This window comes from Streptomyces aurantiacus JA 4570 (assembly GCF_000414115.1).
GTDB classification, from domain to species: Bacteria; Actinomycetota; Actinomycetes; order Streptomycetales; family Streptomycetaceae; genus Streptomyces; species Streptomyces aurantiacus_A.
Genome location: NZ_AOPZ01000193.1, coordinates 1 through 26,996, shown reverse-complemented (window position 1 = coordinate 26,996; position 26,996 = coordinate 1). Strand labels below are relative to the sequence as shown.

Sequence of the window (26,996 nt, the reverse complement as noted above, 5' to 3'; positions counted from 1 at the left end):
CTGGGGGCGGAGCCCCCAGGTTCGGGAAGGGGTGGGACTGGGGCGCCCCGCGCGGGCACAAGCCGTACCCTCGACGGATGTCGTCCCGATTCGCCCCGCGCCCCACGCGCGCCACCGTGCGCGGCGGCGAAACAGCGATCCCACGAGGCGTCCCCCGCCAGAACACCGCGGCAGCAACCCGCACCTACACGCCACCCACCCCCCTGAACCTGAGCCTCACCCTCGGCCCCCTCCGCAGGGGCCCCGCGGACCCCACCTTCCGCACCACCCCCGACGGCTCGATCTGGCGAGCCACCCGCACCCCGCAGGGCCCGGCCACCCTCCGCGTGGCGCTGCGCGGGGGCGCCGCGGAGGCGGAAGCCTGGGGCGAGGGCGCGCCCTGGCTCCTGGACCGCCTCCCGCAGCTCCTCGGCGCAGAGGACGACCCGACGGCGTTCACGCCCCGCCACCGCCTGCTGGCGCACACCGAACGCCGCCGCCAGGGCCTGCGCCTGCTGCGCACGGGTCTGGTCATGGAGTCCCTGATCCCGTCGATCCTGGAGCAGAAGGTCACGACGGACGAGGCGTACCGCGCCTGGCGCCTCCTGGTCCGCAAGTACGGCGAACCGGCCCCCGGCCCGACCCCCGCACAGGCCCGCATGTACGTCATGCCGGATCCGCGTACGTGGTCGCGCATCCCGTCCTGGGAGTGGCACAAGGCGGGCGTGGACAACAAGCGCGCGTCCACGATCCTGCGGGCGGCCCGGGTGGCGCCGCGCCTGGAGGAGGCGGCGGCGATGGACCCCGTGGCGGCCAGGGCGCGCCTGGAACTGATCCCCGGAATCGGCCCCTGGACCTCCGCGGAAACGGTCCAGCGCAGCAACGGCGCCCCCGACGAGGTGACGGTCGGCGACCTCCACCTGCCGGGCATCGTCGGCTACGCCCTGGCAGGCGACCGCACCGCCGACGACGCCCGCATGCTGGAACTCCTGTCCCCCTACGAGGGCCAACGCCACCGGGCGGCCCGCCTGATCCTCCTAAGCGGCCACACCCCACCGCGCCGCCAGCCACGCATGCCGGTAGCCAACATCGCCGCGCTGTAATCCCAGCCGGCCATTTCAGCCCGTCCGGCGTTTGAGGACGAGGCCGTCCAGGCCGATAGCGGGGGTCCGGGGGCGGAGCCCCCCCCCCCCGCGAGGCGGAGCCGCAAAGGGAAGGGGCGGGACTGGGGAAAGCCCCGCAGGGCCCCTACCGCACCACCACAAACTCCTCCACCACACGCCCCACCCGCCCCGCCGGAGCCGAAGCCGGATGCCCCACCGCAACGGCCCCCATCGGATCCCACTCCCGCGGCAGCCCAAGAACGTCCCGCACCACGTCCCGACAGAACATGGTCGACGAAACCCAGGCGGACCCCAGCCGCTCCCCGGCCAGCGCCACGAGAAGGTTCTGCACCCCGGCCCCGGCGGCGACGACGAACATCTCCCGCTCGGCCCCGTCCCGCCGCGCGTCCCCGTACGTATGGGCTCCGTCCATCACAAGACAGGGCACCACGAGACAGGGCGCGTTGCGCAGCACGTCCCCGCGCCGCACCCGCCGGGCGATCGACTCCTCGGACTTCCCGTCCCGCCGCAGGTCGGCGACCCACGCGTCCCGCATGGCGTCGAGCAGCCGCACCCGTGAGTCGGCCGACTCGAGCAGCACGAACCGCCAGGGAGTCGTGTGGTGCGGCGCGGGCGCGGTGACGGCGGCGGCGACGGCCCGGGCGACGGCCCGCCGCACGGCGCCGGGGTCGACGGGCTCGTCGGTGAACTCCCGCACGGTCCGCCGCAGCGACAGCGCTTCCCGCACCGCCTCGGACGTACCGAGCCGGAACATGTCGTTGCGGGCGTCCCGCACCAGGTCCCGCGCCCCGCGGTCCTCGGCATCAGGCCCCGCCGCGCCGGGCCCCGCCGCGCCCCGCGCGACAACATGCCCGAGCCCCCGCACCACCGCGACCGGCAGCCCCGCGGCCTTGCCCTTCACGAGGTCCCCCGCGGCGGCGAGTTCGTCGGCGGTGGCGACGACGGTGGCGCTCAGCGGGTTGCCGTACGCGTCCACGCCGCCGCGCAGGTCGTCGAGGACCTGTACGCCGGCGGCGCCGATGGCGACGTCCGTGAGCCCTTCGCGCCAGGGCCGCCCGAAGGTGTCGGTGACGAGCACGCCGACGTCGACGCCGAGTGCGGCGCGCAGCCCTTCACGGATGGTGCGGGCGGACGCGTCGGGGTCCTCGGGGAGCAACAGGACAGTCCCGGCGGGGGTGTTGGAGGCGTCGACCCCGGCGGCGGCCATCACGAGTCCCTGCCGGTTCTCGACGATACGCAGCGTGCCGCGCCGGGCCACGACGCGTACGGTCTCCGCGTCGATCGCCGCTTCCCGGTCGGCCGCGGCGACGACGCGCCCCTCGGCCTTGCTGACGATCTTCGAGGTGACGAGCACGACGTCCCCGTCGGCGAGCCCGGGCTCGGCGGCGGCGATCAGCTTGGCGAGGTCGTCCCCGCGCCGCACCTCGGGCATCCCGCCCACGGCCCACACCCGGAACGCGGGCACCCCGCCGGGCCGCTCCACGCCCGAAGGCGCCCCCGCCCCGAAGACGGAACCCTCGCCCGCGGCCGTACCGGAACCGCCTTCGGCCTGGCTCACGCCCGTACCTCCTCCGCCAGCGTCAGTGCTTCGCGTGCCATCGTCGCGGCGGCGTCCTCGTCGGTCATCAGGAGCGGTATCGCGCGGCACCGGATGCCGGCCGTCTCGACGCGTTCGACGGTGCCCGCATCGACCGTGTCGACGAGCCAGCCGTCCAGGAGCCCGCTTCCGTAGTGCTCGGCGACCGCGGCGGCGGTGGTCTCGACGCCGACGGCGGCGAGCACCTTGTCGGCCATGCCGCGCACGGGCGCGTCGCCGACGATGGGGGAGAGGCCGACGACGGGGACCCCGGCGTCGGCGATGGCCTCGCGGATGCCGGGCACGGCGAGGATCGTGCCGACGCTCACGACGGGGTTGGACGGCGGGAAGAGCACGACGTCCGCCTCGGCGATGGCTTCCAGGACGCCGGGCGCGGGCTTGGCCTGTTCGGCGCCCACGGGCACGATGGCGTGCGCGTCGACGGAGGCCCGCAGCCGCACCCAGTACTCCTGGAAGTGCACGGCCTTGCGCTCGCCGTCGACTTCGACGGCGACATGCGTCTCGACGCGGTCGTCGGACATGGGGAGGAGCCGCACGCCGGGCTGCCAGCGCTCGCACAGCGCCTCGGTGACGGCGCTGAGCGGATAGCCGGCCGCGAGCATCTGCGTGCGCACGATGTGCGTGGCGAAGTCCCGGTCGCCGAGGCCGAACCAGCCGGGTCCGACGCCGTACGCGGCGAGCTCCTCCTTGACCTTGAAGGTCTCGTCGGCCCGCCCCCAGCCCTGTTCCTCGTTGATGCCGCCGCCGAGTGTGTACATCACCGTGTCCAGGTCGGGGCAGACCTTCAGGCCGAACAGGTGGATGTCGTCACCGGTGTTGCCGATGACCGTGATCGCCGCGTCGGGCGCGGTCTTCTTGAGGCCGCGGAGGAAACGGGCGCCGCCGATGCCGCCGGCCAGAACCACAATGCGCATGCGCCCAGCATCGCAGGCGGGTACGACATCGTGTCAGGCGGTCACGGGATCCTGCGGCGCGCGGGCCTCGCAGCGGGCGGTGTGCATCGGCATTTCGGTCAGGCCGGGGTAGTAGACGTGCAGGCTCACGGCCGGCTCCAGGGAGTCGTTGACGACCTCGTGGACGTACCCGGGCGCGAAGACGCGCTGCGCGCCGGCGCCGAGGGCGCGTGTGCCGCGCTCCGTACGTTCCGTCAGTTCGCCCTCCAGGAGCGTGAGTACGCCGCTGGAGCGCCCGTGGTCGTGCCGCCCGCTCCCCTGTCCGGGCACCCACGACAGGAGCCACACCTCGTAGCCGGGCCCGGTGCGCAGGCGGTGGTACCAGCGGCTGGTCGCGTCGTACTCGACGAGGTGTTCCCACTGGGAGCGGTCGGCGGCGATGGCGCGGGCGAGGCCCGCGAACTCGGCCACGGTGACGGGGTGCTCGCGCGCGGGCTGGAGGAGGTGCGGTACTTCGAGGATGTCGCCGGCGATCTGGAGGTCGCTGTCGCTGTTCATGGTGCGGTGGTTCCTCAACGTGTGAGTGCTGGGGTGTCGCAGGAAAAGGGGGCGTACGAAGCCGTACGGAGAGACGTACGACAGGGGGTCGTTCAACAGCCGGAGGCGGGTCGCCTCAACAGCTGGAACACGTGCACGTACAGATACAGCGACAGCGCGCGGGGGCAGCACCGGAAGACCCGGCGGTGCGGGTCACGGAAAGCGCCAAGTTCGCGAGCATGCCCACCAGGACAGCGGCTCACACCCCTGGTGTCAACTCTATGTCCGAAATGTGGACCATGTTTCACCTCATCCGGTTCCCCTGTGCGGCGAAAGGTTTGTGCAGTCGACTGCCGGGACACAAGCCGCACCAACCGGCGCTCACGGGCGCGTCAACCGGCGCGTCAACCGGCGCTCGGACGCCGTTGTGATCCTGTGACCCGAATGTGATCCGGTTCGCTTCGGTGACGTCCGATGCAACGGGAGTGAGTGTCGTGACGTCCCTGTCATTGAGTGCTCATGACGGAGCGGGCGTCGGATGGGCCGCTGGAGAGTGTCACGATTTAGGTAGATTTGAACACTTTCCGCAAAGCCTTGGTTCCGCAGAGTGAATAAGGGGCCCAATAGCAGATCTCGGCTTGACTGGCCCGGATCGGCGCACTTGTAATTTCACTCGTGTCGTTCAGCCGAAATCGGTAACGGCAGCATCACGGGGACGTAAAGACAGACGAGGGGCGCACATGACCGAGCTGGTTCAGGAACTGCTGGTCGAGGACGCGGACGAGGAACTCGGCTGGCAGGAGCGCGCACTGTGCGCCCAGACCGACCCCGAGTCCTTCTTTCCGGAGAAGGGCGGATCCACCCGCGAGGCCAAGAAGGTCTGCCTCGCCTGCGAGGTCCGCTCCGAATGCCTTGAGTACGCGCTTGCGAACGACGAACGCTTCGGCATCTGGGGCGGCCTGTCGGAGCGTGAGCGCCGCCGCCTGAAGAAGGCCGCCGTGTGACCGCTGCCCTTCAAACCGCACACATCCCCCGTAACGCTGCGCAACGAACAGCCCGTCGCCCAAGGGTTATCCACAGGCGGCGGGCTGTTGTGGTGCCAGCCGTTAGTGTGGGGCCCCGTCCGAGATGCCAGGGCGTCCCCAGGGGGCGCGGGCGTCCACCGCAGTCCAGCGAACCGGGGCCCGTACCTCGATGTCCGTGCACAGCCACCAGGCAGGCCACGAAGGCGCTGCCGCCGGGTTCGACCCGTCCCGCGCGGCCGGGTTCGATCCGGCAAGCCCACCCGAGTTCCCGCGCCATGTCGTGACCGCCGTGCTCGTCTCCCACGACGGTGCCCGCTGGCTGCCCGACGCGGTCGCCGGACTGCTCGGCCAGGACCGTCCCGTACAGAACGCGATCGCGGCCGACACCGGCAGCGCGGACGACTCCGCCCGGCTGCTCACCGAGGCCCTCGGCCCCGACCGCGTGCTGCACCTGGCCCGCCGCTCCGGCTTCGGCACCGCCGTCGAGGAAGCGGTCCGCACGGCTGCCGTGCTCACCCCCGAGGACCTGCCGTATCTCAAGCGCCCCAGCGGCTGGGACCCCGTCAGCCGCACCTGGCGCGACGAGGCGTACGACATGCCGGAGCTCCCGCACGGCGAGCCCGAGCAGTGGCTGTGGCTCCTGCACGACGACTGCGCGCCCGAGCCCGGCGCCCTCGCCGAACTGCTGCGCGCCGTGGAGATGGAGCGCGAGGCGGGCCACGAGGTCGCGATCGTCGGCCCCAAGCTCCGCGGGTGGTACGACCGCAGGCAGCTCCTCGAAGTCGGCGTCTCCATCGCCCACTCCGGACGCCGCTGGACGGGCCTGGACCGCCGCGAGCAGGACCAGGGCCAGCACGACCACGTGCGGCCCGTCCTGTGCGTGTCCACCGCCGGCATGCTGATCCGGCGCGAGGTCTTCGAGCGGCTCGGCGGCTTCGACCGGCGCCTGCCCCTGATGCGCGACGACGTCGACCTGTGCTGGCGCGCGCACGCGGCCGGACACCGCGTCATGGTCGCCCCCGACGCCGTCGTGCGGCACGCCGAGGCATCCTCGCGCGAGCGCCGCACCGTGGACTGCGTGGGCCGCACGGCCACCTCGCCGCACCGCGTGGACAAGGCCGGCGCGGCGTACACCCTCCTCGTCAACTCCCGCACGGCGCTGCTGCCCTGGGTCTTCGTGCGGCTGGTCGTCGGCACGGTCCTGCGCACCCTCGCCTACCTCGTCGGCAAGGCCCCCGGACAGGCCCTCGACGAAGTCGCCGGTCTCTTCGGCACGTTGCTGCGGCCCGAGCGGATCCTCGCCGGCCGCAAGAAGCGCGGCAGGCCGGTGGCCGACGCGGCCGAGATGCGGCCGCTGTTCCCGCCCCCCGGCGCCACGGTGCGCGCCACCGTCGAACAGGTCGCGAGCAACCTCGTCGGCCGCTCCGACCCCGAGGTCTCCTCGGCGGGACGGCACGGCGCCGTCGAGTCGGGACCGGGCGGCGACGACGCCGACTTCCTGGAGATCGAGCAGTTCGCCCGCCTCAAGCGCGTCGCCCGCAAGCCCGGCCCTGTGCTCTTCGTAGTGCTGCTGTTCGCCGCGTTGATCGCCTGTAGAGCACTGCTCGGCGGGGGCGCGCTCGCGGGCGGGGCGCTGCTGCCCGCGCCCGCCGACGCCTCCGGGCTCTGGTCGCGCTATCTCGACGGCTGGCATCCGGTGGGCATCGGCGGCACCGAAGCGGCACCTCCGTACCTGGCGGTCCTCGGCCTCCTGTCGACCCTGCTGTTCGGCTCCACCGGGCTCGCCGTCACCGTGCTGCTCGTCGGCTCGGTGCCGCTCGCGGGCTTCGCCGCGTACTTCGCGTCCCGGCCGCTCGTCGAATCGCGCCTGCTGCGCGCGTGGGCGTCCGTGGCGTACGCCTTCCTGCCCGCCGCCACGGGCGCGCTCGCGGGCGGGCGCGTCGGCACCGCCGTCCTCGCGATCCTGCTGCCGCTCATCGCGCGCGCGGGCGTCGCGGCGAGCGGCCTCGCCGCCGCGGACGGCGCGCGCGGAAGCTGGCGCGCCACCTGGGCGTACGCGCTGCTCCTGACGATCACGACCGCCTTCACGCCGATCGTGTGGCCGATCGCGCTGGTGCTCGGCGTCGCGCTGCTCGCGGTGCGCCGCCGTGACATCGCCGCCTACGGCCTGCGGTTCCTCGCCGCGCTCGGCACGCCGCTGCTGCTCCTCGCGCCGTGGTCGCTCACGCTGCTGCCGTTCGGCTTCTTCAAGGAGGCCGGTCTCGAGTACGGCACGGGGGCCGCGTCGGCCCTCGACCTGCTCGGCGCCAGCCCCGGCGGCCCCGGCACGGTCAGCGGTCTGCTCCTCATCGGCGTCGTCCTCGCGGCGCTCGGGGCGCTGCTGCGCGGCGAGCGGCAGGCGGCGGTCCGCACCGCCTGGGCCGTCGCGCTCGTGGCGCTGGTCTTCGCCGCCCTGTCGAACGGCTCGGCGTGGGCGGGCCCGGCCACGCTCGCGTACGGCATCGCGCTGCTCGCCGCCGCCGCGCTCGGCGCCGACGGGGCACGCGCGCGTGTCGCCGAGCAGAGCTTCGGCTGGCGCCAGCCGGTGGCGGCGCTGATCGCGTTCGCCGCGGCCGCGGGACCGCTGCTCGCCGCCGCCGGGTGGATGATCGGCGGCGCCGACGGCCCGCTGGAGCGGCGCGACCCGGTGCAGGTGCCCGCGTTCGTCGCCGAGGAGAGCGGCACCCAGGACCAGGCCCGCACGCTGGTCCTGGACAGCGCGTCGGCCGCAGAGGTGTCGTACACACTCGTCCGCGGCTCGGGCGCGCGGCTCGGGGACGCCGAACTCGCCGCCGCCGACGGCACGGACGGGCGGCTCGACCGGATCGTGGCCCGGCTCCTCGCGGGCTCCGGCGCCGACCAGGCCGACCAGCTCGGCGGCTACGCGGTGCGCTACGTCCTCGTACGCGACGGAGCCCCCCGCCAGATGAGCCGCACCCTCGACGCGACCCCCGGCCTGACCCGGCTCAGCCAGGAGGACGGCAGCGCCCTGTGGCGCGTGGACCGGCAGGTCGCGCGCGCGGCCGTGGTGCCGAGGTCCGGCGACCCCGAGCCGGTCGCCGCGGGCCCGGTCGAGGTGCACACGAAGATCCCCGACGGCAAGGAAGGCCGCGTCCTGCGCCTGGCCGACTCGGCCGCCCCGGGCTGGACGGCCACCCTGGACGGCCGCGCCCTGACCCGCACCACCGTGGACGGCTGGGCGCAGGGCTTCGAACTGCCCGCGACCGGCGGCCGCCTGGACGTCACGTACGAACCGCCGGCGGGCCACACGGGGTGGCTGTGGGCGCAGGGCGCGCTCGCCGTCGTCCTGGTGGTCCTCGCGCTGCCGGGCCGCCGCCGCGACGTCGACGACGACCTGCCCGAGGAGCCCGTGGTGCCCGCCCAGGCGGTCGCGGGCGAGGGCCGCAGGGCGCGCAGGCTGCGGGCGCAGGGCGAACAGGCCGCGCAGGACGGCCAGTCGGCGGCCGCATCCGGCGAGGAGGGCGGCCTCGGCGCGGTCCCGCCCCAGCCCCAGCAGGCCCCCGCGTACGACGAGTGGCAGACGTCCGCCCCGGCGGGCGGCGCCGACTACGGCACGTACGGCGGCGAACAGCCCTACGAGGGCGGTCGGTACGGCTCCTACGAGCAGCCGTACCAGGCCGATCCGTATCAGGCGGGATCGCCCCAGAGCGGTCAGTACGACCCGTACGCCTACGGAGGGTCGTACGGCGGCGAGCAGCAGGGCTACGGGCAGCCGTACGACCCGGCGGACGCCGCCTACCAGCAGGACGCCTCCTACGCCCAGCAGCCCCCGCCGATGCCGCGGCAGCCCCCGCCCGGCACCGGCAGTGAGCGCCCCGACGGGAGCCAGCAGTGAACCGCACCACCGTGTCCCTGATCGCCGTCGCGGCCGCCCTGGCCGCCGTCACCGGCTTCGCCTCGGTCAACGCCCCCGACGGCGGCGGCGACGGCGCGAAGGAGGCGAAGCGGCTGCCCGTGGAGCGCACCAGCCTGCTGTGCCCCGAGCCCAGCACGTCGGACCTCGCCGAGACGAGCTACACGGCGTTCACGCCCTCCTCCGGGAGCGCGGGGAGCGGCGGCAAGGCCGAACTGCTGCCCGCCCCCAAGGAGCTGACGGACGCGCCCCAGGGCGGCAAGGGCAAGCCGAAGGACATCAAGCCGTTCCTGTCCCAGAAGGCACCGGGCAAGCCCGTGGCCGCGGAGGAGTCCGGCGCGGACGCGCCCGCGCTCGTCGGCAGCGCCGACGGTGCCCTCGCGCCCGGCTGGGCCGTCCAGCAGACCACCACGGTCAGCGCGGGCGCCGGGCGTGGTGTCCAGGGCGCCAACTGCACGGCCCCGGACACCGACTTCTGGTTCCCGGGCGCCAGCACCGCGAAGGGCCGCAACGACTACATCCACCTGACCAACCCCGACGACTCGGCCGCCGTCGTGGACGTCGAGCTGTACGGGCGCGACGGCACCGTCAAATCCGACGTCGGCAAGTCCATCCAGATCCAGCCGCGCTCCAGCGTCCCCGTGCTGCTGTCCACGCTCGCCGGCAAGCCGCAGACCAACCTCACGCTGCACGTCGTCGCGCGCAGCGGGCGGGTGGCCGCCGCCGTGCACTCCTCGGACGACAAGCTCGGCGGCGACTGGCTGCCCGCGTCCACCGACCCGACCTCCCGCCTGGTCCTGCCCGGCATCCCCGAGGACGCCACATCGGTGCGCCTGGTCGCCTTCGCGCCCGGCGCCGACGACGCCGACCTGAAGGTGCGGCTCGCCTCGCCGACGGGCCCGATCACCCCGGCCGGGCACGAGACGCTGCACGTCAAGTCCGGCATGACGGCCGCCGTCGACCTCGGCGACGTCACCAAGGGCGAGGCCGGCTCGCTGCTCCTGACGCCCACGGAGAAGGATGTCCCGGTGGTCGCCGCACTGCGTGTCACGCGCGGCAAGGGCGACAAGCAGGAGACGGCGTTCATCCCGGCGACCGCCCCGGTCGGCACCCGCGCCACCGCCGCCGACAACCGCGCCAAGGGCTCCACGCTCTCCCTGGTGGCCCCCGGGAGCACGGCCCGCGTGAAGGTCACCGCGTCGCCCGGCACGGAGGCGGGGGACCCCGTCACGAAGACGTACACCGTCAAGGGCGGCACGACCTTCTCCGTGGACCCCCCGGTCCCGTCCGGACTCAAGGGCGCCTACGCCCTCACCCTGGAGCCCCAGTCCGGCGGCCCGGTCCACGCCGCCCGCACCCTGGAACTCCCCGAGAACGGCATCCCCATGTTCACGATCCAGACCTTGCCGGACGACCGGGGGACGGTTTCTGTGCCGGAGGCGAAGCAGGACCTGGAGGTCCTGCAGAAGTAGCGGTGCTGCCTGTTCCGGCGACTTCTCAGCCCGCGCGGCGAAGTTTCAGCCCGTCCGGCGTTTGAGGAGGGGGAGCCGCGAAGCGGCGACAACGGGGGTCCGGGGGCGGAGCCCCCGGTTTCGGGAAGGGGCGGGACTGGGGAAAGCCCCGCAGGGCCCCCAGACCTCAGTCCTCCCCGTACCGCGGATCCACCGACTCCGGAGAAAGCCCGAGCAACTCGGCAACCTGCTCCACGACCACTTCGTGGACCAGCGCGGCCCGCTCGTCACGCCCCTTGGTGCGGATCTCGACGGGCCGCCGGTAGATGACGACCCGGGCGGGCCGCCCCTCGGAGGCCGTGATCGTCCCGCCGAGCGGCACGGTCCCGGCCCCCCAGTCGTCGTCCGCACCGGCCGCACCACTCCCACCGGAGGTGGGCGGAACGTCGAGCACCAGGAAGTCGATCTCGGTGAGCTGCGGCCAGCGCCGCTCGAGCCGCTCCACGGAGTCCTGCACAAGGTCCGTGAAGGCTTCCGCGCGGCTGGCGGAGAGCGGCACCTGGGGAGGCGCAACGGGGCCGCGCATGCCCCTGCCGTGGCGGTCGCGGCGGCGGGGCCTCGGCTCGGTGGAGCGGGGCGGTACGGGGTCGTCCATCACTGGGGAAGCGTAGTCCTCGAGATCGCCCTTTCCGTACGGAGCGCGACATGTTCCGCACGGAGCACGGCATGTCGCTTCCTGACCATTCCAGCCAAGCTTGGGCTCGATTGTGTATCTCTCCAGGACCGTCGATCTCGCGCCGATTGGCAGGATTTGTACCGGGTGGTGACCGCGTTCAACACCACCCGCCCCTCTGACCCCTTGCGTCCTCGCAGGTCAGCGGCGCGCCCACGGACGGCCCTGTGCGTGGGATCACGGCACGACACGGGGGAGTGACCTCGTGGAGAGTCGTCGCGGCCCGCTCAAGAGTGCGGTACCGTCCAACGTCGTGAGCCCTGTACGTCGCTGTTCGCGCACCGCTTGCGGCCGTCCCGCCGTCGCGACGCTGACGTACGTCTACGCCGACTCGACCGCGGTCCTCGGCCCCCTCGCCACGTACGCCGAACCCCACTGCTACGACCTGTGCGCCGAGCACTCCGAGCGCCTCACCGCGCCGCGCGGCTGGGAGGTCGTCCGCCTCGCCGACGGCTCGGGCCCGTCCCGGCCCAGCGGCGACGACCTGGAAGCGCTCGCCAACGCCGTGCGGGAGGCCGCGCGGCCGCAGGAGCGGGCGGCGGAGGCCGGCGGGAGCGGGGTGCGGGGAGCCGACCCGATGGAGGTCGCGCGCCGCGGCCACCTACGGGTGCTGCGCTCGCCGGAGTCCTGAACGGAGCCTCCGCAGGGATGGGCGACGTCTCCGTAGGGATGGGCGCCGCCTCCGTAGAGACCCGTCATTCACCCTTGAACAACCCACCCCGCACGCCCCATTGACGGGCCGTTGGCGCGGACACGACCATTCCTCCCAGTCGTGAGAGATCGCTTTCCGCATCACGGAAGAGATCTGTGCTGCCGTGTCACGGCACGTCCGGGGAGGCCCCTGTGTTCATCCAGGAACTGGAGCCCGTAGCCGACTCGCTCGGCCTGTCCGCCCTCGTCGCCACCCTGCCCCTGCTCACGGTCCTCGTCCTCCTCGGCGCCGTCCGCATGAAGGCCCACCGGGCGGGCCTCATCGGCCTCGCGGTCGCCGTCTGCGTCGCCTGGCTCGCGTACGGCATGCCGCTCGGCCAGACCGCCTCCAGCGCCGCCCAGGGCGCCGTCTTCGGGCTCTTCCCCATCCTGTGGATCGTCGTCAACGCCCTGTGGGTGTACCGGATGACCGTCCGCACCCGGCACTTCGACATCCTGCGCCGCTCCTTCGGGCGGCTCTCCGACGACCCGCGCATCCAGGCGCTCGTCGTCGCCTTCTGCTTCGGCGCGCTCCTGGAAGCGCTCGCCGGCTTCGGCGCGCCGGTCGCGATCTGCTCGGTGATGCTGGTCGCGCTCGGCTTCGACCCGGTGCGCGCGGCCGTCGTCGCCCTCGTCGCCAACACCGCGCCCGTGGCCTTCGGCGCCATGGGCACCCCCGTGGTGACGCTCGCCCAGGTCACCGGCATCCCGCTGGACACCGTCGCCACCGTCGTCGGCCGCCAGACACCGCTGCTCGCCCTGGTCGTGCCGCTGCTCCTGGTCGCCCTCGTGGACGGCCGACGCGGCCTTCGCGAGACCTGGCTGCCCGCCGTGGCCTGCGGATTCGCCTTCGCCGCCGCGCAGTTCGCGGCCTCCAACTACGTCTCCGCGCAACTCGCCGACATCGGTGCCGCGTTGGCCGGCGCGGGCGCGCTCGTCGCGGTGCCGGGCGCCCGCAAGCCCGCCGCCGAGCCCGTCCGGGCCGCGGTCCTGACCGGCGTACGCAGCGAAGACCTGGACCACGACGACCCGCGCGCGGACGTGCTGCGCGCCTACGCCCCGTACGCCCTCATCGTCGTGATCTTCTCGATCGCGCAGATCCCGCCCGTGAAGGACTTCCTCGCCGAGGCGACCCGCACCTTCGACTGGCCCTTCCTGAACGTCGGCGACCCCGCGGGCGACCCCGTCGGCGGCAACGTCTTCTCGCTGCCGCTGGTGTCCACCGGCGGCACGCTCGTGCTGCTCGCGGGCGTCGGCACCGCGGCCGTACTCGGCGTCCACGCGCGCGTGGCGGTGCGCGAGTGGGTGGCGACCGTGCACGAGCTGCGGTTCGCGATCCTCACCGTGACCAGCGTCCTGGCGCTCGCGTACGTCATGAATCTGTCCGGACAGGCCGCCACCATCGGGCACTTCGTGGCCGACGCCGGGTCGGGCCTCGCCTTCCTGTCACCGGTGCTCGGCTGGTTCGGTGTCGCCGTCTCCGGCTCGGACACCTCCGCCAACGCGCTGTTCGGCTCGCTCCAGGTGACGGCCGCCGAACAGTCGGGGCTCTCGCCCGAACTCCTCGCCGCCGCGAACAGTTCGGGCGGCGTCCTCGGCAAGATGATCTCCCCGCAGAACCTGACGATCGCGTGCGCCGCCGTCGGGCTCGCGGGCAAGGAGGGCGACCTGCTGCGCAAGGTGCTGCCCTGGAGCCTCGGGCTGCTCCTGGTGATGTGCCTCATCGTGGTCGGCCAGAGCACGGCGGTCCTCGGCTGGATGCTGCCGTGACGGTCCTCGGGCGGATGCTGCCCTGACGCGGCTTCGGGTTCGGCGTTGCGGGTAGTTTGTTGCCACCGACGAGGGCTTGCCGAGCTCCCAGAACCTTGCAGAGAGGGTTGGCCGTGACTGCTGATCTGTCCCAGCTCGTGAAGGCGTACGACGTGCGCGGGGTGGTCCCGGACCAGTGGGACGAGTCACTGGCGGAACTGTTCGGCGCCGCCTTCGCCCGGGTGACCGGCGCGGACGCGATCGTCGTCGGGCACGACATGCGGCCCTCCTCGCCCGGCCTGTCCGGCGCCTTCGCGCGCGGGGCGGCGGCGCTCGGCGTCGACGTCACGGAGATCGGCCTGTGCTCGACGGACCAGCTCTACTACGCCTCGGGCGCGCTGAACCTGCCGGGCGCGATGTTCACGGCCTCGCACAACCCGGCGCAGTACAACGGCATCAAGATGTGCCGCGCGGGCGCCGCCCCGGTCGGCCAGGACACCGGCCTCGCGGACATCCGCGCACTCGTGGAGCGCTGGTCGGACGAGGGCGCCCCGAAGTCGACGGCGACGCCCGGCACGCTCACGCGCCGCGACACCCTCAAGGACTACGCCGCGCACCTGCGCTCCCTGGTGGACCTCACCTCGATCCGCCCCCTGAAGGTCGTCGTCGACGCGGGCAACGGCATGGGCGGCCACACGGTCCCCACCGTCTTCGAGGGACTCCCGTTGACCCTCGTACCGATGTACTTCGAGCTCGACGGCACCTTCCCCAACCACGAGGCCAACCCGCTGGACCCGGCCAACATCGTCGACCTGCAGAAGCGGGTGCGCGAGGAGGGCGCCGACCTCGGCATCGCCTTCGACGGCGACGCCGACCGCTGCTTCGTCGTCGACGAGAACGGCGCGCCGGTCTCCCCGTCCGCGATCACCGCACTCGTCGCCTCGCGCGAGCTCGGCAAGCACGGCGGCTCCGGCACCGTCATCCACAACCTGATCACCTCCTGGTCCGTCCCCGAGGTCGTCCGCGAGAACGGCGGCACGCCCGTGCGCACGCGCGTGGGCCACTCCTTCATCAAGGAGGAGATGGCCAAGACCGGCGCGATCTTCGGCGGCGAGCACTCCGCGCACTACTACTTCCGCGACTTCTGGAACGCGGACACCGGCATGCTGGCCGCGCTGCACGTCCTCGCGGCCCTCGGCGGCCAGGACGGCCCGCTGTCCGGCCTGGTCGCGCAGTACGACCGCTACGCGGGCTCCGGCGAGATCAACTCCACCGTGGCCGACCAGACGGCCCGCCTCGCCGCGATCCGCGCCGCGTACGAAGGCCGCGACGGCGTCACCATCGACGAACTCGACGGCCTCACGGTCACGGCCACCGACTGGTGGTTCAACGTCCGCGCCTCGAACACGGAACCCCTCCTCCGCCTGAACGTGGAGGCCCGCGACGAGAAGGGCATGACGACGGTACGGGACGAGGCACTGGCGATCATCCGGGGCTGAGGGCCCGTACGCCCGGCCGACGTTTACGCGCAGGCGTTCTGCGGGCACCCGGCCACCTGCCTGGCGTTTGTGGGCGGGGTGTTCTGCGGGCACCCGGCCATCCGCCTCGCGTTTGTGCGGGCCCCCGGCCATCCGCCTCGCGTTTGTGGGCGGGTGTTGTGCGGGCACCTGACCATCCGCCTCGCGTTTGTGGGCAGGCGTTCCGCACGGCGGAACGGGTGGGCACAAACGCCCACCGGGCCGCGCCCGAAGACGAAGCGCCCCCCCACGCCGGGGCATCCGGGGCGAAGCCCCGGCCCAGACCCCGCCCAAGGCCCCCGGCCAGCGGTACGCTGACCAGGCCACAAAAGGCCCACCCACCCCGAAGGGACCCGCACATGCCGCTCGAAGCCGGCCTCCTGGAGATCCTCGCCTGCCCGGCCTGCCACGCCCCCCTCAAGGAGACGGACACCGAGCTGGTCTGCACGGCGGAGAAGACGGAGTGCGCCCTGGCCTACCCGGTCCGCGACGGCATCCCCGTCCTCCTGGTCGACGAGGCCCGCCGCCCCGCGTGACAACGATGGGTCGACGAGGCCCACCGACCCGAGTAACGATCGAAGACGCGCACCGTACGACGCCGCGACCGGCACACCGTACGACCACCCAGCCCGCCACCCGCCGCGCGCGGCGATCGGAGGCCGACCCCCCATGCTCGACGAGTCGCTCCTGGACGCCCCCGAGGCCCTGGCCCGGGCCGACCTGCACGACCTGCTGCGCGGCGCCGCCGAAGCGGGCGCCCGCGTGCGGACGGCGGTCCGGCACGCCACGGAGTCCGGCCTCACGGAGCTCAAGCCGGACGGCCGCCCCCGCGCCGTCCTGATCGCGGGCCCGGGCACCGCCGCGACCGGCGTCGCCGACCTCATCGGCACGCTCGCGGGCACCGCCTGCCCCGTCGTCCGCCTCGCCCCCACCGGCGTGGCCCCCGCCGCCGGCGCCCTGCGCTGGGCCCTGCCCGGCTGGGCGGGCCCCGTCGACCTGCTGCTCATCGTCACCCCGGACGGCTCCGAGCCCGGCCTGACCCTCCTCGCCGAGCAGGCGTACCGCCGCGGCTGCACCGTCGTCGCCGTGGCCCCGCCCCGCTCGCCGCTGGCCGAGAGCGTGGAGGGCTCGCACGGCCTGACGGTCCCGATGGCCACGTCGCCCGCGGCGGCGTACGAGACGGCGCGCAGCGACCTCTCCGCACCGGCGGACGCCAACCCGAGCGCCCCCACTCCGAGCGACCCCAGCCCGAGCGACCCCGCCCCGCAAGACCAGGCCCCGCCCGAACGCGCCCCCCTCACCCCTCCGCACCACCCCCACAACGACGAGCCCGAAGCCCCCGCAGCCGCCCCCGGCACCCTGTGGGCCCTGCTCACGCCCCTGCTCGTCCTCCTCGACCGCACCGGACTCATCGCCGCCCCCGTCGAGACGCTCCAGAAGGTCGCCGACCGCCTGGACAGCGTCGCCGAGCGGTGCGGCCCGGCCATCGCGACGTACAGCAATCCCGCGAAGACCCTCGCCGTCGAGCTCTCCGAGTCGCTGCCCCTGATCTGGTCCGAGGGCCAGAGCGCGGGCATGGCGGGCCGCCGCTTCGCCGCCGCCCTCGCCGAACTCGCGGGCCACGCCGCGCTCGCCGCCGAACTGCCCGAGGCGCTGCCCGCGCACGCCACGCTCCTCGCGGGCGGACCCGTCGGCGGCAGCGACAGCGACGACTTCTTCCGCGACCGCGTCGAGGAACCGGCCGCGCTGCGCGCCCGCGTCGTCCTGCTCAGGGAGCACCCCGCCGACGCCGGGGGCCTGACCGCCGCGCCCGCCGCCCGTGACCTCGTGCACAGCCACGGCACCCCGCTCAGCGAGCTGGAACCGGCCGACGGCGGCGACCTGGAGCGCCTCGCCGAGCTGATCGCCATCACGGATTTCGCGGCCGTTTACCTGGCGCTCGCCTCCGGGGACCGATCATGACCGCAGCGTTCATGACCGCAGCGACTGCGGCAGCAGCGATCACAGCTGCAGAGATCGCGACCGCAGCGATCACAGCCGCAGCGCCGAACCCCCGTACGTGCCCGTACCCGTAAGGGAGACCCCCTCCGTGGACCGCCTCACCAACACCGTCCGCCCCTACGCCTGGGGCTCCACCACCGCCATCGCGGAGCTCCTCGGCGTCGAGCCGACCGGCGAGCCGCAGGCCGAGATGTGGATGGGCGCCCACCCGGGCGCGCCGTCGCGCACCGAGCGCGGCCCGCTCAACGAGGTGATCGACGAGGACCCGGCGCGCGAGCTGGGCCCGCGCGCCGTCGCCAAGTTCGGCCCGCGCCTGCCGTTCCTGCTCAAGATCCTCGCCGCGGGCGCCCCCCTCTCCCTCCAGGTGCACCCGAACCTGGAAGAGGCCAAGGAGGGGTACGAGGACGAGGAGCGCCGCGGCGTCCCCATCGACGCCCCGCACCGCAACTACAAGGACGCCAACCACAAGCCCGAACTGATCTGCGCGCTCACGCCCTTCGACGGACTGTGCGGTTTCCGCGCGCCCGCCGAGGCCGCCGAGCTGCTCGCGGGCCTGGGCGTCGACTCCCTCAAGCCGTACGTCGACCTGCTGCACGCCAAGCCCGAAGAGGCCGCCCTGCGCGAGGTCCTGACGGCCGTGCTCACCGCCGACCCCGACGACATGGCGAAGACCGTCACCGAGGCCGCGGCCGCCGCCGAACGCCTCGGGGGCGCCTACGCCCCGTACGCCGCCGTCGCCCGGCACTACCCCGGCGACCCGGGCGTCATCGCGGCCATGCTGCTCAATCACGTCCGACTCCAGCCCGGCGAGGCGATGTTCCTCGGCGCCGGCGTCCCGCACGCCTACCTCGACGGTCTGGGCGTGGAGATCATGGCCAACTCGGACAACGTGCTGCGCTGCGGCCTGACGCCGAAGCACGTCGACGTACCCGAACTCCTGCGCGTCGTCCGCTTCGAGGCCACCGACCCCGGCGTGCTGCGCCCCGAGGCGTCGCCCGACGGCGAGGAGGTCTACGAAACGCCGATCGACGAGTTCCGCCTCTCCCGCCTTGTCCTGCCCGAGGGCGGCGCCGCGCACGACCTCACCACCGGGACCCCGCAGATCCTGCTCTGCACGGCCGGCGCGGTCCGCGCGGGCGACATCGCCCTGACGCCCGGACAGTCCGCCTTCGTCCCCGCGGGCGAAAAGGCCGAAGTGTCCGGAACCGGCACGCTTTTCCGCGCCACTGTGGTGGCCTGACCCACCGGGCGTCTCTGGTGCTGCAACAATGACCCACCGCAAAGGCCGGGCAAAGCAGCGCCCGGGCGAAGAGCAGTGACGCAAGGCGAAGGGACATCGGGCACACATGAGTGCGTCAGGCGGAACAAAGGCGATCGTGGCGGCACTCGCCGCCAATCTCGCGATCGCGGTGGCGAAGTTCGTGGCGTTCCTCTTCAGCGGCTCGTCGTCGATGCTCGCCGAGAGCGTGCACTCCCTCGCCGACTCCGGCAACCAGGGCCTGCTGCTCGTCGGCGGCAAGAAGGCCCAGCGCGAGGCGACCCCGCAACACCCCTTCGGGTACGGCCGCGAGCGCTACATCTACGCGTTCCTGGTCTCCATCGTGCTCTTCTCGGTCGGCGGCATGTTCGCCATCTACGAGGGCTACGAGAAGATCAAGCACCCGCACGAGATCGAGCACTGGTACTGGCCGGTCGGCGTCCTGGTCTTCGCGATCATCGCGGAGTCGTTCTCCTTCCGTACGGCCATCAAGGAGTCCAACGCCCTGCGCGGCAAGCTCACCTGGACGCAGTTCGTGCGCCGCGCCAAGGCGCCCGAGCTGCCGGTCGTGCTCCTGGAGGACCTCGGCGCGCTCGTCGGCCTGGTCCTGGCGCTCGGCGGCGTCGGCCTCGCGCTCGCCACCGGCGACGGCGTGTGGGACGGCATCGGCACGCTGTGCATCGGTGTCCTGCTCATCGTCATCGCGATCGTCCTCGCGGCCGAGACCAAGTCGCTGCTCCTCGGTGAGGCCGCGGGCACCGAAGAGGTCGAGAAGATCGAGCAGGCGCTGGTCGACGGCGACACCGTCACCGGCGTGATCCACATGCGTACGCTGCACCTCGGCCCCGAGGAACTCCTCGTCGCCGCCAAGATCGCCGTCCAGCACGACGACACGGCCCGCGAGATCGCCGACGCGATCAACGCCGCCGAGGACCGCATCCGCGCGGCCGTCCCCATCGCCCGCGTCATCTACCTCGAGCCGGACATATACAGCGAGGAGGCGGCCGCCGCGGGCACGAACCCGGCGAGGTCCCCGGGCGGCACCCCGCCGGAGACGGGCCACTGACCTTCGTACTTCCCGTACGCCGAGGGCCCCGCACCTGTGTGGTGCGGGGCCCTCGGCGTAACGTACGTCACGGGGTCTCGGCGTACGAAGTCCGGGTCACCGGACCTCGCGCAGCACCTCCAGGATCGCCGCCCCGTCCGGCGCGGCCTCCAACCGCTCCCGGAACCCGGGATCCATCAACTTCCGCGAGAGCAGCGCGAGGATCCGCAGATGCTCGTCCCCCGCGGCCGCCTCCGGCACGGAGATCATGAAGATCAGCTTGGCCTTCGTACCGTCGAGCGAACCCCACTCGATGCCCTCGGCGGACCGCGCGAAGCCGACGACCGGGGCCGTCACCGCGTCCGTCTTGGCGTGCGGGATCGCGATCTCCTCGCCCAGGCCGGTGGTGCCCTGCGCCTCGCGCCGCAGCGCGGTCCGCACCAGCTCCTCCACGTCGGCGACCTTGCCGGTCCGCGCGAGCAGCCCGGCCATCTCCCGGATCGCGGCCTCCTTCTCGTCGGCCGCGAGCTGGACCTTGACGGTCTGCTCGGTCAGATACCCGGAGAGGACCTCGTCACCGGGGGCCGCGGCGTCGGCCGACGGTTCCGCGGGTGAGGACGCCGAAGGGGCGGGCGCGGCGGGGGACTTCTGCCCCGCCCCCGAGCCGACGCCACCGCCCGCGACGGCCGCCCCGGCTCCGGTTCCGGCCCCGGCGCCGACTCCGGCGAGCACCGGCCCGGCCCCACCCGGCCCACCGGACCCGCCGACCAGCGGCTCACCGCGCCGCCGCCGCTCGCTGATGTCCACCAGCGTCACGGTCGCGAGCGCCGTGACGACGGTGCCGACGGCCACCGCCACGAAGAACATCGGTACGCCGCCGATCGCCCCGAGCACCGCGACGATCGGCCCGCCGTGCGGCACCGCGTCCTCCACGCTCGCGAGCCCCGCGATCGCACCGGCCACCGCACCACCGAGCATGTTGGCCGGAATGACCTGCGCGGGCCGCGCCGCCGCGAACGGGATCGCACCCTCCGAGATCCCGAACATGCCCATGAACAAGGCCGCGAGCCCGGTCTCCCGCTCCTGCTCGCTGTAGAGCCGCTTGCGGATCAGCGTGGCCAGACCCTGGCCGAGCGGCATCACGGGAATCGCGGCCGCGCACATGCCCATGACCGTCTGATTGCCGGTCGCGATGAGCCCCGCGCCGAACAGGAACGCGGTCTTGTTGACCGGCCCGCCCATGTCGAACGCGATCATCAGCCCCAGGATCGCGCCGAGCAGAATCGCGCTCGTCCCCGTCATCCCGCTGAGCCAGTCCGTCAGATGCTCGAACACCCACGAGATCGGCTTGCCGATGACGTAGATGAAGAAAAGACCGAGCGCACTGGTCGCGATGATCGGGATCACGATGATCGGCATGATCGGCTGGGCGAACTTCGGAACCCTGACCTTCTTGATCCACAGCACCAGATACCCGGCCAGGAACCCGGTCACGATCGCCCCGATGAAGCCCGCCCCCGCCTCGGAGTCGTACAGCTCACCGGTGTTGGCGATCCACCCGCCGATCATGCCCGGCACCAGCGCCGGCCGGTCCCCGATCGCGTACGCGATGTACCCCGACAGGATCGGCACCATCAGCGTGAACCCGATGACCCCGATCTGATTCACATGCATCCAGAACGAGTCGTCGGGGATGACGAGCCCGCCCTTGGGGTCGGTGTGCCCGCCCAGCGACAGCGAGATCGCGATCAGCAGCCCACCGACCACGACGAACGGGATCATGTACGAGACGCCGTTCATCAGCGCCTTGTACGCGACACTCCGCTCCCGGCCGCCGCCCGCACCCCCGCCGCCGGCCGCCGACTGCGCGCCACCGCCCGAGCCACCGCCGTGCACCGGCGCGCTCTGCACCTGCTCGATCAGCCGCTCCGGGTTGCTGATGCCCTCGGACACCCCGACGGACAGCACGCGCTTGCCCGCGAACCGCGCCAGATCGACGTCCTTGTCGGCCGCGACGATGATGCCGTCGGCGTCTCTGACATCGTTGTCAGTCAGTACATTTTCGGCCCCGATGGAGCCCTGCGTCTCCACCTTCATGTCGATGCCCCGACCGTCGGCGGCCTGCTGGAGCTTCTCCGCCGCCATGTACGTGTGGGCGATGCCCGTCGGGCAGGCGGTCACCGCGAGCAGCTTCAGCCGCTTCCGCCCGCTGGGGTCCCCGCCTGCCGGGGGGTCGGCCGGACTGGTCACGTGGGTCTCCTAACACCTTGGCCAAACACGATCGCGCACATGTTCCCGATCTCCAGGCATCCTGCAACAGACGAGGACAGCTGCCAAAGCGCAAAGGTCCCGGTTCAGGCGGGTCTCACGACCTTTGTTCAGTGCTCGATTCGGCCACAGTCCGAGAGGGGGCGGGCTGGGGCTCGCTGCGCCAATCGGTGTAGATTCGTGACAGTGCCAGACGTCGCTGCTGATGGCGGTCGGGCGGTCCGCTCCTGGACCGGCCGAGGGAGAGAGGGCCTCCGACGGACTGCACTGCGTGCGCCGGTGCATCTCTGTGCCCCGACGCCGCAGGTCAGCCATGCCCACCCTCGATCTACCACGAGGAGCAGCTCAGAATGACTGCCGTCAACGGCCAAGACTTCAAGGTCGCCGACCTCTCCCTCGCCGAGTTCGGGCGTAAGGAGATCACCCTCGCCGAGCACGAGATGCCCGGCCTGATGGCGATCCGCAAGGAATTCGCCGCCAGCCAGCCGCTCGCCGGCGCCCGCATCATGGGCTCGCTGCACATGACCGTGCAGACCGCCGTCCTCATCGAGACCCTGGTCGCCCTCGGCGCCGACGTCCGCTGGGTCTCCTGCAACATCTTCTCGACCCAGGACCACGCCGCCGCGGCCATCGCGGTCGGCCCGAAGGGGACGCCGGACAACCCCCAGGGCATCCCGGTCTTCGCCTGGAAGGGCGAGACCCTGGAGGAGTACTGGTGGTGCACGGAGCAGGCCCTGACCTGGCCGAACACGCCCACCGGCGGCCCGAACATGATCCTGGACGACGGCGGCGACGCCACCATGCTCGTCCACCTGGGCGTCCAGTACGAGAAGGACGGCAAGGTCCCCGCCGTGGAGACCGCCGAGAACGACGAGCACCGCGTCATCCTCCAGGTCCTGAACCGCACGCTGGGTGAGAACCCGCAGAAGTGGACCCAGCTCGCCTCGGAGATCCGCGGCGTCACCGAGGAGACCACGACCGGCGTCCACCGCCTGTACGAGATGCAGCGCGACGGGCAGCTCCTGTTCCCGGCGATCAACGTCAACGACGCCGTCACCAAGTCGAAGTTCGACAACAAGTACGGCTGCCGCCACTCGCTCGTCGACGGCATCAACCGCGCCACGGACGTCCTCATCGGCGGCAAGACCGCGGTCATCTGCGGCTATGGCGACGTGGGCAAGGGCTGCGCGGAGTCCCTGCGCGGCCAGGGCGCCCGCGTGATCATCACCGAGATCGACCCGATCTGCGCCCTGCAGGCCGCGATGGACGGCTACCAGGTCACGACGCTCGACGAGGTCGTCGAGACGGCCGACATCTTCATCACCACGACCGGCAACAAGGACATCATCATGGCCTCGGACATGGCCAAGATGAAGCACCAGGCGATCGTGGGCAACATCGGCCACTTCGACAACGAGATCGACATGGCCGGCCTCGCGAAGATCCCGGGCATCGTCAAGGACGAGGTCAAGCCGCAGGTCCACACCTGGACGCACCCCGACGGCAAGGTCCTCATCGTCCTCTCCGAGGGCCGCCTGCTGAACCTGGGCAACGCGACCGGACACCCGTCCTTCGTGATGTCCAACTCGTTCGCGGACCAGACGCTGGCCCAGATCGAGCTGTTCACCAAGCCCGACGAGTACCCGACCGACGTCTACGTGCTTCCCAAGCACCTCGACGAGAAGGTCGCCCGCCTGCACCTGGACTCGCTCGGCGTGAAGCTGACGACGCTCACCCCGGAGCAGGCGTCGTACATCGGAGTCAAGGTCGAGGGCCCGTACAAGTCGGACCACTACCGCTACTGATCCCGGCCCCGGCCGTCGTCGTGACCAGGCCCCCGACGCGGGGCCCGGTCACGCACGCCGGCCGCCCGGCAGTGCGCCTTCAGCAGGCCCTCGCCCACCGGGGCGGGGGCCTGTGGCCGTGGCGCCGAACCGGCAGCGGTCCGCCCCAGGGCCCCGGCAGCGGTATGCCCCAGGCCCGGCCCTGGCCATCCCACGCCCTCGGCGGCCATCTCGTACCCTCGCCCGCGTCAGGCCCTCGGCGGCCGGCTCTCCGCCAGGAAGCCCCGCTCCACGTCCCGCGACCAGGACCACACGTCCCCCGACAAGGACCACGCACCATGCCCCGCGGCCGGTATTCGCTTCACGATCCGCACGATCACACCCCCCTCGGTGAAGAACACTTCCAGTGCGCGCCAGGCCCTTCCGGCTGGCGCTATGTCGCCCAGCGCACCACCCCCTCGGGCGACCACTCGGGCTCCGTCGACCTGACCCTCGACGAACTCGGCCGCCCTCTCCGTCTCGAACTGCACGCCTCCGGCTGGCAGGTGCGCGCCGCCGCCCTGGACGGCGTCACCTGGGTGCGCTCCGACCCGTCCGGCGCGCACGCCACCGAGAACAACGCCCCCGCTCACGCCTTCACCGGCACATCCCCCGCCTTCCTCATCGCCACCGCCCGGCTGCTGCGGCTCGCCCCCGCTTCCCCCGCGACCAGCGTCCGCCTGGTCGCCTTCACGGACCCGGTCCTCGCCCCCCGCACCCTCGACCAGTCCTGGGCCCTGCTGAAAAGAGAAGCACACGCCACTGACAACGGCCCTCTGACCGTGGACGAATACCAGGTCACAGCCCTGGACACGGGCGAGCAGCACGCCGTCCACATCACCGGCGACGTGGTCCTCGCGGCGCCCGGCATCGAGCTCGAGAACCTCGAGTCGCCGCCGTCGGCGTTCGGCCCGGGGGACTGAGGGCGGCGGAGGGCCGCGGACGGCGCCTGATGGCCGCTGATAGCGGCTGAGGCGGGCTGAGAGGCGCTCACGCCACTTACGCGGGCGGCACGAATCCCGTCGCGGGCCGAGGGGGTTCCTCGGACGCCGACGGCGCCGCCGACGCCGAGCGCGAGGAAGCCGGAGCTGGTGGGGCTGGTGGGGCGGGAGCCGCGGGAGCGGGCGCGCCGGGGCCGGGGGAGGGCCCGGGCGACTGTGATGGTGCCGGTGGGGTCGAGGAGGCGTACGTGGCCGGGGCGGCGGGTGTGATGCCCGGAGGGGTGAAAGGTTCCCCCTGCACGCCGGGCCGGCCCGGCCCCCCGAACGCCCGCCGCACCTCACGCGCCTGCCGCTCGTGCACGACAGCGGCGAGGAACGCCGCCGGAGGCACGCCCTCCGGGGCCGGAGCCCCGGTCCGTGCCACGAGATCGGCCGCGAGCCGCTCCGCCATGGCCCAGCCGACCTGCGGATCCAACTGCCCCATCCGCGTCAGGTACTGGCGGATGGCCAGCCACAGCCCGTCCGGCACCGCGGACAGGTCCAGCTCCGCGAACCGCCCCACGAGCCACGGCGGCGGCGCGGGCACATACTCCATACGCCCCGTCGGCACCCGCTCGCGTACGACGAGGGTCCCCGCGAACACGTCCCCGAGCCGCCGCCCGCGCGCCGACACCAGTGACGCGATGCATGCGACGACCCCGAACATCAGCAGAATCTCGACGACCCCGACCGCCCCGCGCACCAGCGCGTGCCGGAACCGGATCGGTCCGCCGTCGTCCCGCACCACCCGCAGCCCGCACGCGAGCTTCCCGAGCGACCGCCCGTGGCTGAGCGTCTCCACCGCGATCGGCACCCCGACGAGCACCAGGACGAACGTCCCCACCGCGATGGCGGCGACCGCCGCGTCGTCGAGCGAGCCGGCCGCCGCCAGCAGCCCCAGCGTCACCGCCAAATAGACGGACCAGGCCACGACCATGTCGATGAGCACGGCCAGCGCACGGCTCGGCAGCTTCGCGGGACGCAGCTCCAGCGCCACCGCCTCGCCTGTCACCAGCTCACTCACGCCTGCCGCCCTTCCCGTCGCCGCCCCTGAACCGCCAGTCTGCCAAGCTGACAATGGATCGCGCCCGTGTAGTCGCCGTAGCCCGCCTCAGTCCTCAAGCCGCCGTACGAGAAGCCGAGGAGCAGCCAACCCGATGGACCTCGACGTCTTCGTGTCCGCCCACCGAGCGGAGTGGGACCGCCTGGACGCCCTGCTGCGCCGCCAGCGCCGTCTCACCGGCCCCGAGGCCGACGAACTCGTCGTCCTCTATCAGCGCACGGCCACGCACCTCTCCTTGATCCAGTCCAGCGCCCCGGACCCACAGCTGACCGGCCGCCTCACGCAACTGGTGGCACGCGCGCGTAGTGCCGTGACAGGCACGCGCCGCGCCTCCTGGAGAGACGCCACTCGCTTCCTGACACACGGTTTCCCCGCGGCGGTCTACCGCTCCCGCCACTGGTGGGTACCCACAGCGCTGCTCTCCACCGCCCTGGCGGCCGTACTCGGCTGGTGGATAGGCACCCACCCCGAAGTCCAGTCCTCCATAGCCGCGCCCTCCGAACTGCGCGACCTCACCCGCCCCGGCGGCGGGTACGAGACGTACTACTCCAGCCATCCGGCGGCGTCCTTCGCGGCCCAGGTATGGACGAACAACGCGCAAGCAGCGGCGATGTGCCTGGTCCTGGGCGCGTTCCTCTGCCTCCCGGTCATCTGGATCCTCTTCCAGAACATGCTCAACCTGGGCGTCGGCATCGGCCTGATGTCCTCCGCGGATCGCCTGGACACCTTCCTGGGCCTCGTCCTCCCGCACGGCCTTCTGGAGCTGACCGCGGTCTTCGTAGCCGCCGGTACCGGCCTCCGCCTCGGCTGGACCCTCATAGACCCGGGCCCCCGCACCCGCCGCACAGCCATGGCCGAAGAAGGCCGAGCAGCCCTGGGCATGGCCATCGGCCTCGCACTGGTCCTCTTGATATCCGGCGCGATCGAAGGCTTCGTCACCCCCTCCGGCCTCCCCACCTGGAGCCGCATCGGCATAGGCATCGCCGCCGAGCTGGTGTTCCTCGTGTACGTCTACGTCCTCGGCGGCCGAGCCGCGCGCGCCGGCGAGACGGGCGACGTGGGCGAGGGCGAGCGGAGCGCCGCGGTGCCCACCGCGGCGTGATGTGCGCACGACGCGTCTGACCTGCTAGTCTCCTCGTCGCCCCAGAAAAGTCATTGACATGGCAGGACTGGGGAGGTAGATTCGAACAGTTGCCTAGAGCTGGACAGCTCCAGCGGCGGCAGTTAACATCTGCCTGCTTCTTGAATTTCATTAATCGAGAAGCCATCCCGATCACTCGGAATGTTGAGCCGGTAAGACCGGCCGAAAACTTCTGATAAAGTCGGATCAGCCGAAAGGCAAAGGCCCTC

At 72.6% G+C, this 26,996-nt stretch carries 20 protein-coding genes; 14 read left to right on the top strand and 6 right to left on the bottom strand.

Going from position 1 to position 26,996, the window contains the following annotated elements; all coding sequences use genetic code 11:
• Positions 1–77 precede the first annotated feature (77 nt).
• Positions 78–1,082, top strand: a complete 1,005-nt coding sequence (locus STRAU_RS19530; RefSeq protein WP_037660490.1) for a DNA-3-methyladenine glycosylase family protein — start codon at positions 78–80, stop codon at positions 1,080–1,082.
• A gap of 145 nt (positions 1,083–1,227) precedes the next feature.
• On the opposite strand, the gene STRAU_RS19525 is transcribed toward STRAU_RS19530, so the two are convergent.
• From STRAU_RS19525 to STRAU_RS19515, 3 genes are all read right to left on the bottom strand, one after another.
• On the bottom strand, positions 1,228–2,586 hold the full coding sequence (locus STRAU_RS19525) for a coenzyme F420-0:L-glutamate ligase (protein WP_037660495.1): 1,359 nt from the start codon (positions 2,584–2,586) through the stop codon (positions 1,228–1,230).
• A gap of 71 nt (positions 2,587–2,657) precedes the next feature.
• Positions 2,658–3,614: a 2-phospho-L-lactate transferase gene (gene cofD, locus STRAU_RS19520; protein ID WP_016642096.1), complete on the bottom strand. Its 957-nt coding sequence runs from the start codon at positions 3,612–3,614 to the stop codon at positions 2,658–2,660.
• Between the two features lie 33 nt (positions 3,615–3,647).
• A complete protein-coding gene (locus tag STRAU_RS19515) occupies positions 3,648–4,151 on the bottom strand; it encodes a cysteine dioxygenase (RefSeq protein WP_037660487.1) in 504 nt (167 codons plus the stop codon).
• A 719-nt stretch (positions 4,152–4,870) separates the two neighbouring features.
• Here STRAU_RS19515 and STRAU_RS19510 point away from each other — a divergent pair.
• The 3 genes from STRAU_RS19510 to STRAU_RS19500 all read left to right on the top strand — a co-directional run bounded on the left by STRAU_RS19510 (position 4,871) and on the right by STRAU_RS19500 (position 10,540).
• On the top strand, positions 4,871–5,134 hold the full coding sequence (locus tag STRAU_RS19510; RefSeq protein WP_016642094.1) for a WhiB family transcriptional regulator: 264 nt from the start codon (positions 4,871–4,873) through the stop codon (positions 5,132–5,134).
• A 190-nt stretch (positions 5,135–5,324) separates the two neighbouring features.
• The gene (locus STRAU_RS19505; protein ID WP_037660484.1) at positions 5,325–9,050 is read left to right on the top strand and encodes a glycosyltransferase family 2 protein; all 3,726 of its coding nucleotides are present in this window, start codon (positions 5,325–5,327) and stop codon (positions 9,048–9,050) included.
• On the top strand, positions 9,047–10,540 hold the full coding sequence (locus tag STRAU_RS19500; protein ID WP_016642091.1) for a DUF5719 family protein: 1,494 nt from the start codon (positions 9,047–9,049) through the stop codon (positions 10,538–10,540). The genes STRAU_RS19505 and STRAU_RS19500 overlap by 4 nt, the downstream gene beginning before the upstream one ends.
• A 166-nt stretch (positions 10,541–10,706) precedes the next feature.
• On the opposite strand, the gene STRAU_RS19495 is transcribed toward STRAU_RS19500, so the two are convergent.
• A complete protein-coding gene (locus STRAU_RS19495) occupies positions 10,707–11,174 on the bottom strand; it encodes a metallopeptidase family protein (RefSeq protein WP_037660481.1) in 468 nt (155 codons plus the stop codon).
• Positions 11,175–11,457: 283 nt separating this feature from the next.
• Between STRAU_RS19495 and STRAU_RS19490 the strand changes: the two genes are divergently transcribed.
• The 7 genes from STRAU_RS19490 (at position 11,458) to STRAU_RS19465 (ending at position 19,533) form a co-directional block, all read left to right on the top strand.
• Positions 11,458–11,883, top strand: coding sequence for a DUF3499 domain-containing protein (locus tag STRAU_RS19490; RefSeq protein WP_037660478.1), 426 nt, complete (start codon positions 11,458–11,460; stop codon positions 11,881–11,883).
• A gap of 212 nt (positions 11,884–12,095) precedes the next feature.
• The gene (locus STRAU_RS19485; RefSeq protein ID WP_016642088.1) at positions 12,096–13,712 is read left to right on the top strand and encodes an L-lactate permease; all 1,617 of its coding nucleotides are present in this window, start codon (positions 12,096–12,098) and stop codon (positions 13,710–13,712) included.
• Positions 13,713–13,825: 113 nt separating this feature from the next.
• Positions 13,826–15,190: a phosphomannomutase/phosphoglucomutase gene (locus tag STRAU_RS19480; RefSeq protein ID WP_016642087.1), complete on the top strand. Its 1,365-nt coding sequence runs from the start codon at positions 13,826–13,828 to the stop codon at positions 15,188–15,190.
• 377 nt (positions 15,191–15,567) lie between these two features.
• Positions 15,568–15,744, top strand: coding sequence for a Trm112 family protein (locus STRAU_RS41545; protein WP_016642086.1), 177 nt, complete (start codon positions 15,568–15,570; stop codon positions 15,742–15,744).
• 133 nt (positions 15,745–15,877) lie between these two features.
• Positions 15,878–17,170, top strand: coding sequence for an SIS domain-containing protein (locus tag STRAU_RS19475; protein WP_016642085.1), 1,293 nt, complete (start codon positions 15,878–15,880; stop codon positions 17,168–17,170).
• A 127-nt stretch (positions 17,171–17,297) separates the two neighbouring features.
• Positions 17,298–18,449, top strand: coding sequence for a mannose-6-phosphate isomerase, class I (gene manA / locus STRAU_RS19470; RefSeq protein WP_016642084.1), 1,152 nt, complete (start codon positions 17,298–17,300; stop codon positions 18,447–18,449).
• A gap of 106 nt (positions 18,450–18,555) precedes the next feature.
• Positions 18,556–19,533 (top strand): cation diffusion facilitator family transporter, encoded by a 978-nt coding sequence (locus STRAU_RS19465; RefSeq protein WP_037660476.1) that lies wholly within the window; start codon positions 18,556–18,558, stop codon positions 19,531–19,533.
• Between the two features lie 96 nt (positions 19,534–19,629).
• Here STRAU_RS19465 and STRAU_RS19460 read toward each other — a convergent pair whose 3' ends face one another.
• Positions 19,630–21,762 (bottom strand): fructose-specific PTS transporter subunit EIIC, encoded by a 2,133-nt coding sequence (locus STRAU_RS19460; protein WP_016642082.1) that lies wholly within the window; start codon positions 21,760–21,762, stop codon positions 19,630–19,632.
• A 368-nt stretch (positions 21,763–22,130) separates the two neighbouring features.
• Between STRAU_RS19460 and ahcY the strand changes: the two genes are divergently transcribed.
• Together ahcY and STRAU_RS19450 are read left to right on the top strand one after the other, a co-directional pair.
• Positions 22,131–23,585, top strand: a complete 1,455-nt coding sequence (gene ahcY / locus STRAU_RS19455) for an adenosylhomocysteinase (protein ID WP_016642080.1) — start codon at positions 22,131–22,133, stop codon at positions 23,583–23,585.
• Positions 23,586–23,902: 317 nt separating this feature from the next.
• On the top strand, positions 23,903–24,526 hold the full coding sequence (locus STRAU_RS19450) for a hypothetical protein (RefSeq protein WP_016642079.1): 624 nt from the start codon (positions 23,903–23,905) through the stop codon (positions 24,524–24,526).
• Between the two features lie 76 nt (positions 24,527–24,602).
• Here STRAU_RS19450 and STRAU_RS19445 read toward each other — a convergent pair whose 3' ends face one another.
• Complete coding sequence (locus STRAU_RS19445) at positions 24,603–25,607, bottom strand: RDD family protein (RefSeq protein ID WP_016642078.1); 1,005 nt, start codon at positions 25,605–25,607, stop codon at positions 24,603–24,605.
• Between the two features lie 133 nt (positions 25,608–25,740).
• On the opposite strand from STRAU_RS19445, the gene STRAU_RS19440 reads away from it, so the two are divergent.
• Positions 25,741–26,748: a stage II sporulation protein M gene (locus STRAU_RS19440; protein ID WP_016642077.1), complete on the top strand. Its 1,008-nt coding sequence runs from the start codon at positions 25,741–25,743 to the stop codon at positions 26,746–26,748.
• The last annotated feature ends 248 nt before the right edge of the window (positions 26,749–26,996 follow it).

Bases quoted from the DNA above. Each gene is read 5' to 3' on its own strand.
- STRAU_RS19530 (WP_037660490.1), top strand. From the start codon at position 78: ATGTCGTCCCGATTCGCCCCGCGCCCCACGCGCGCCACCGTGCGCGGC.
- cofD (WP_016642096.1), bottom strand. From the start codon at position 3,614: ATGCGCATTGTGGTTCTGGCCGGCGGCATCGGCGGCGCCCGTTTCCTC.
- STRAU_RS19515 (WP_037660487.1), bottom strand. From the start codon at position 4,151: ATGAACAGCGACAGCGACCTCCAGATCGCCGGCGACATCCTCGAAGTA.
- STRAU_RS19510 (WP_016642094.1), top strand. From the start codon at position 4,871: ATGACCGAGCTGGTTCAGGAACTGCTGGTCGAGGACGCGGACGAGGAA.
- STRAU_RS19505 (WP_037660484.1), top strand. From the start codon at position 5,325: ATGTCCGTGCACAGCCACCAGGCAGGCCACGAAGGCGCTGCCGCCGGG.
- STRAU_RS19495 (WP_037660481.1), bottom strand. From the start codon at position 11,174: ATGGACGACCCCGTACCGCCCCGCTCCACCGAGCCGAGGCCCCGCCGC.
- STRAU_RS41545 (WP_016642086.1), top strand. From the start codon at position 15,568: ATGCCGCTCGAAGCCGGCCTCCTGGAGATCCTCGCCTGCCCGGCCTGC.
- STRAU_RS19475 (WP_016642085.1), top strand. From the start codon at position 15,878: ATGCTCGACGAGTCGCTCCTGGACGCCCCCGAGGCCCTGGCCCGGGCC.
- STRAU_RS19465 (WP_037660476.1), top strand. From the start codon at position 18,556: ATGAGTGCGTCAGGCGGAACAAAGGCGATCGTGGCGGCACTCGCCGCC.
- ahcY (WP_016642080.1), top strand. From the start codon at position 22,131: ATGACTGCCGTCAACGGCCAAGACTTCAAGGTCGCCGACCTCTCCCTC.
- STRAU_RS19450 (WP_016642079.1), top strand. From the start codon at position 23,903: ATGCCCCGCGGCCGGTATTCGCTTCACGATCCGCACGATCACACCCCC.
- STRAU_RS19440 (WP_016642077.1), top strand. From the start codon at position 25,741: ATGGACCTCGACGTCTTCGTGTCCGCCCACCGAGCGGAGTGGGACCGC.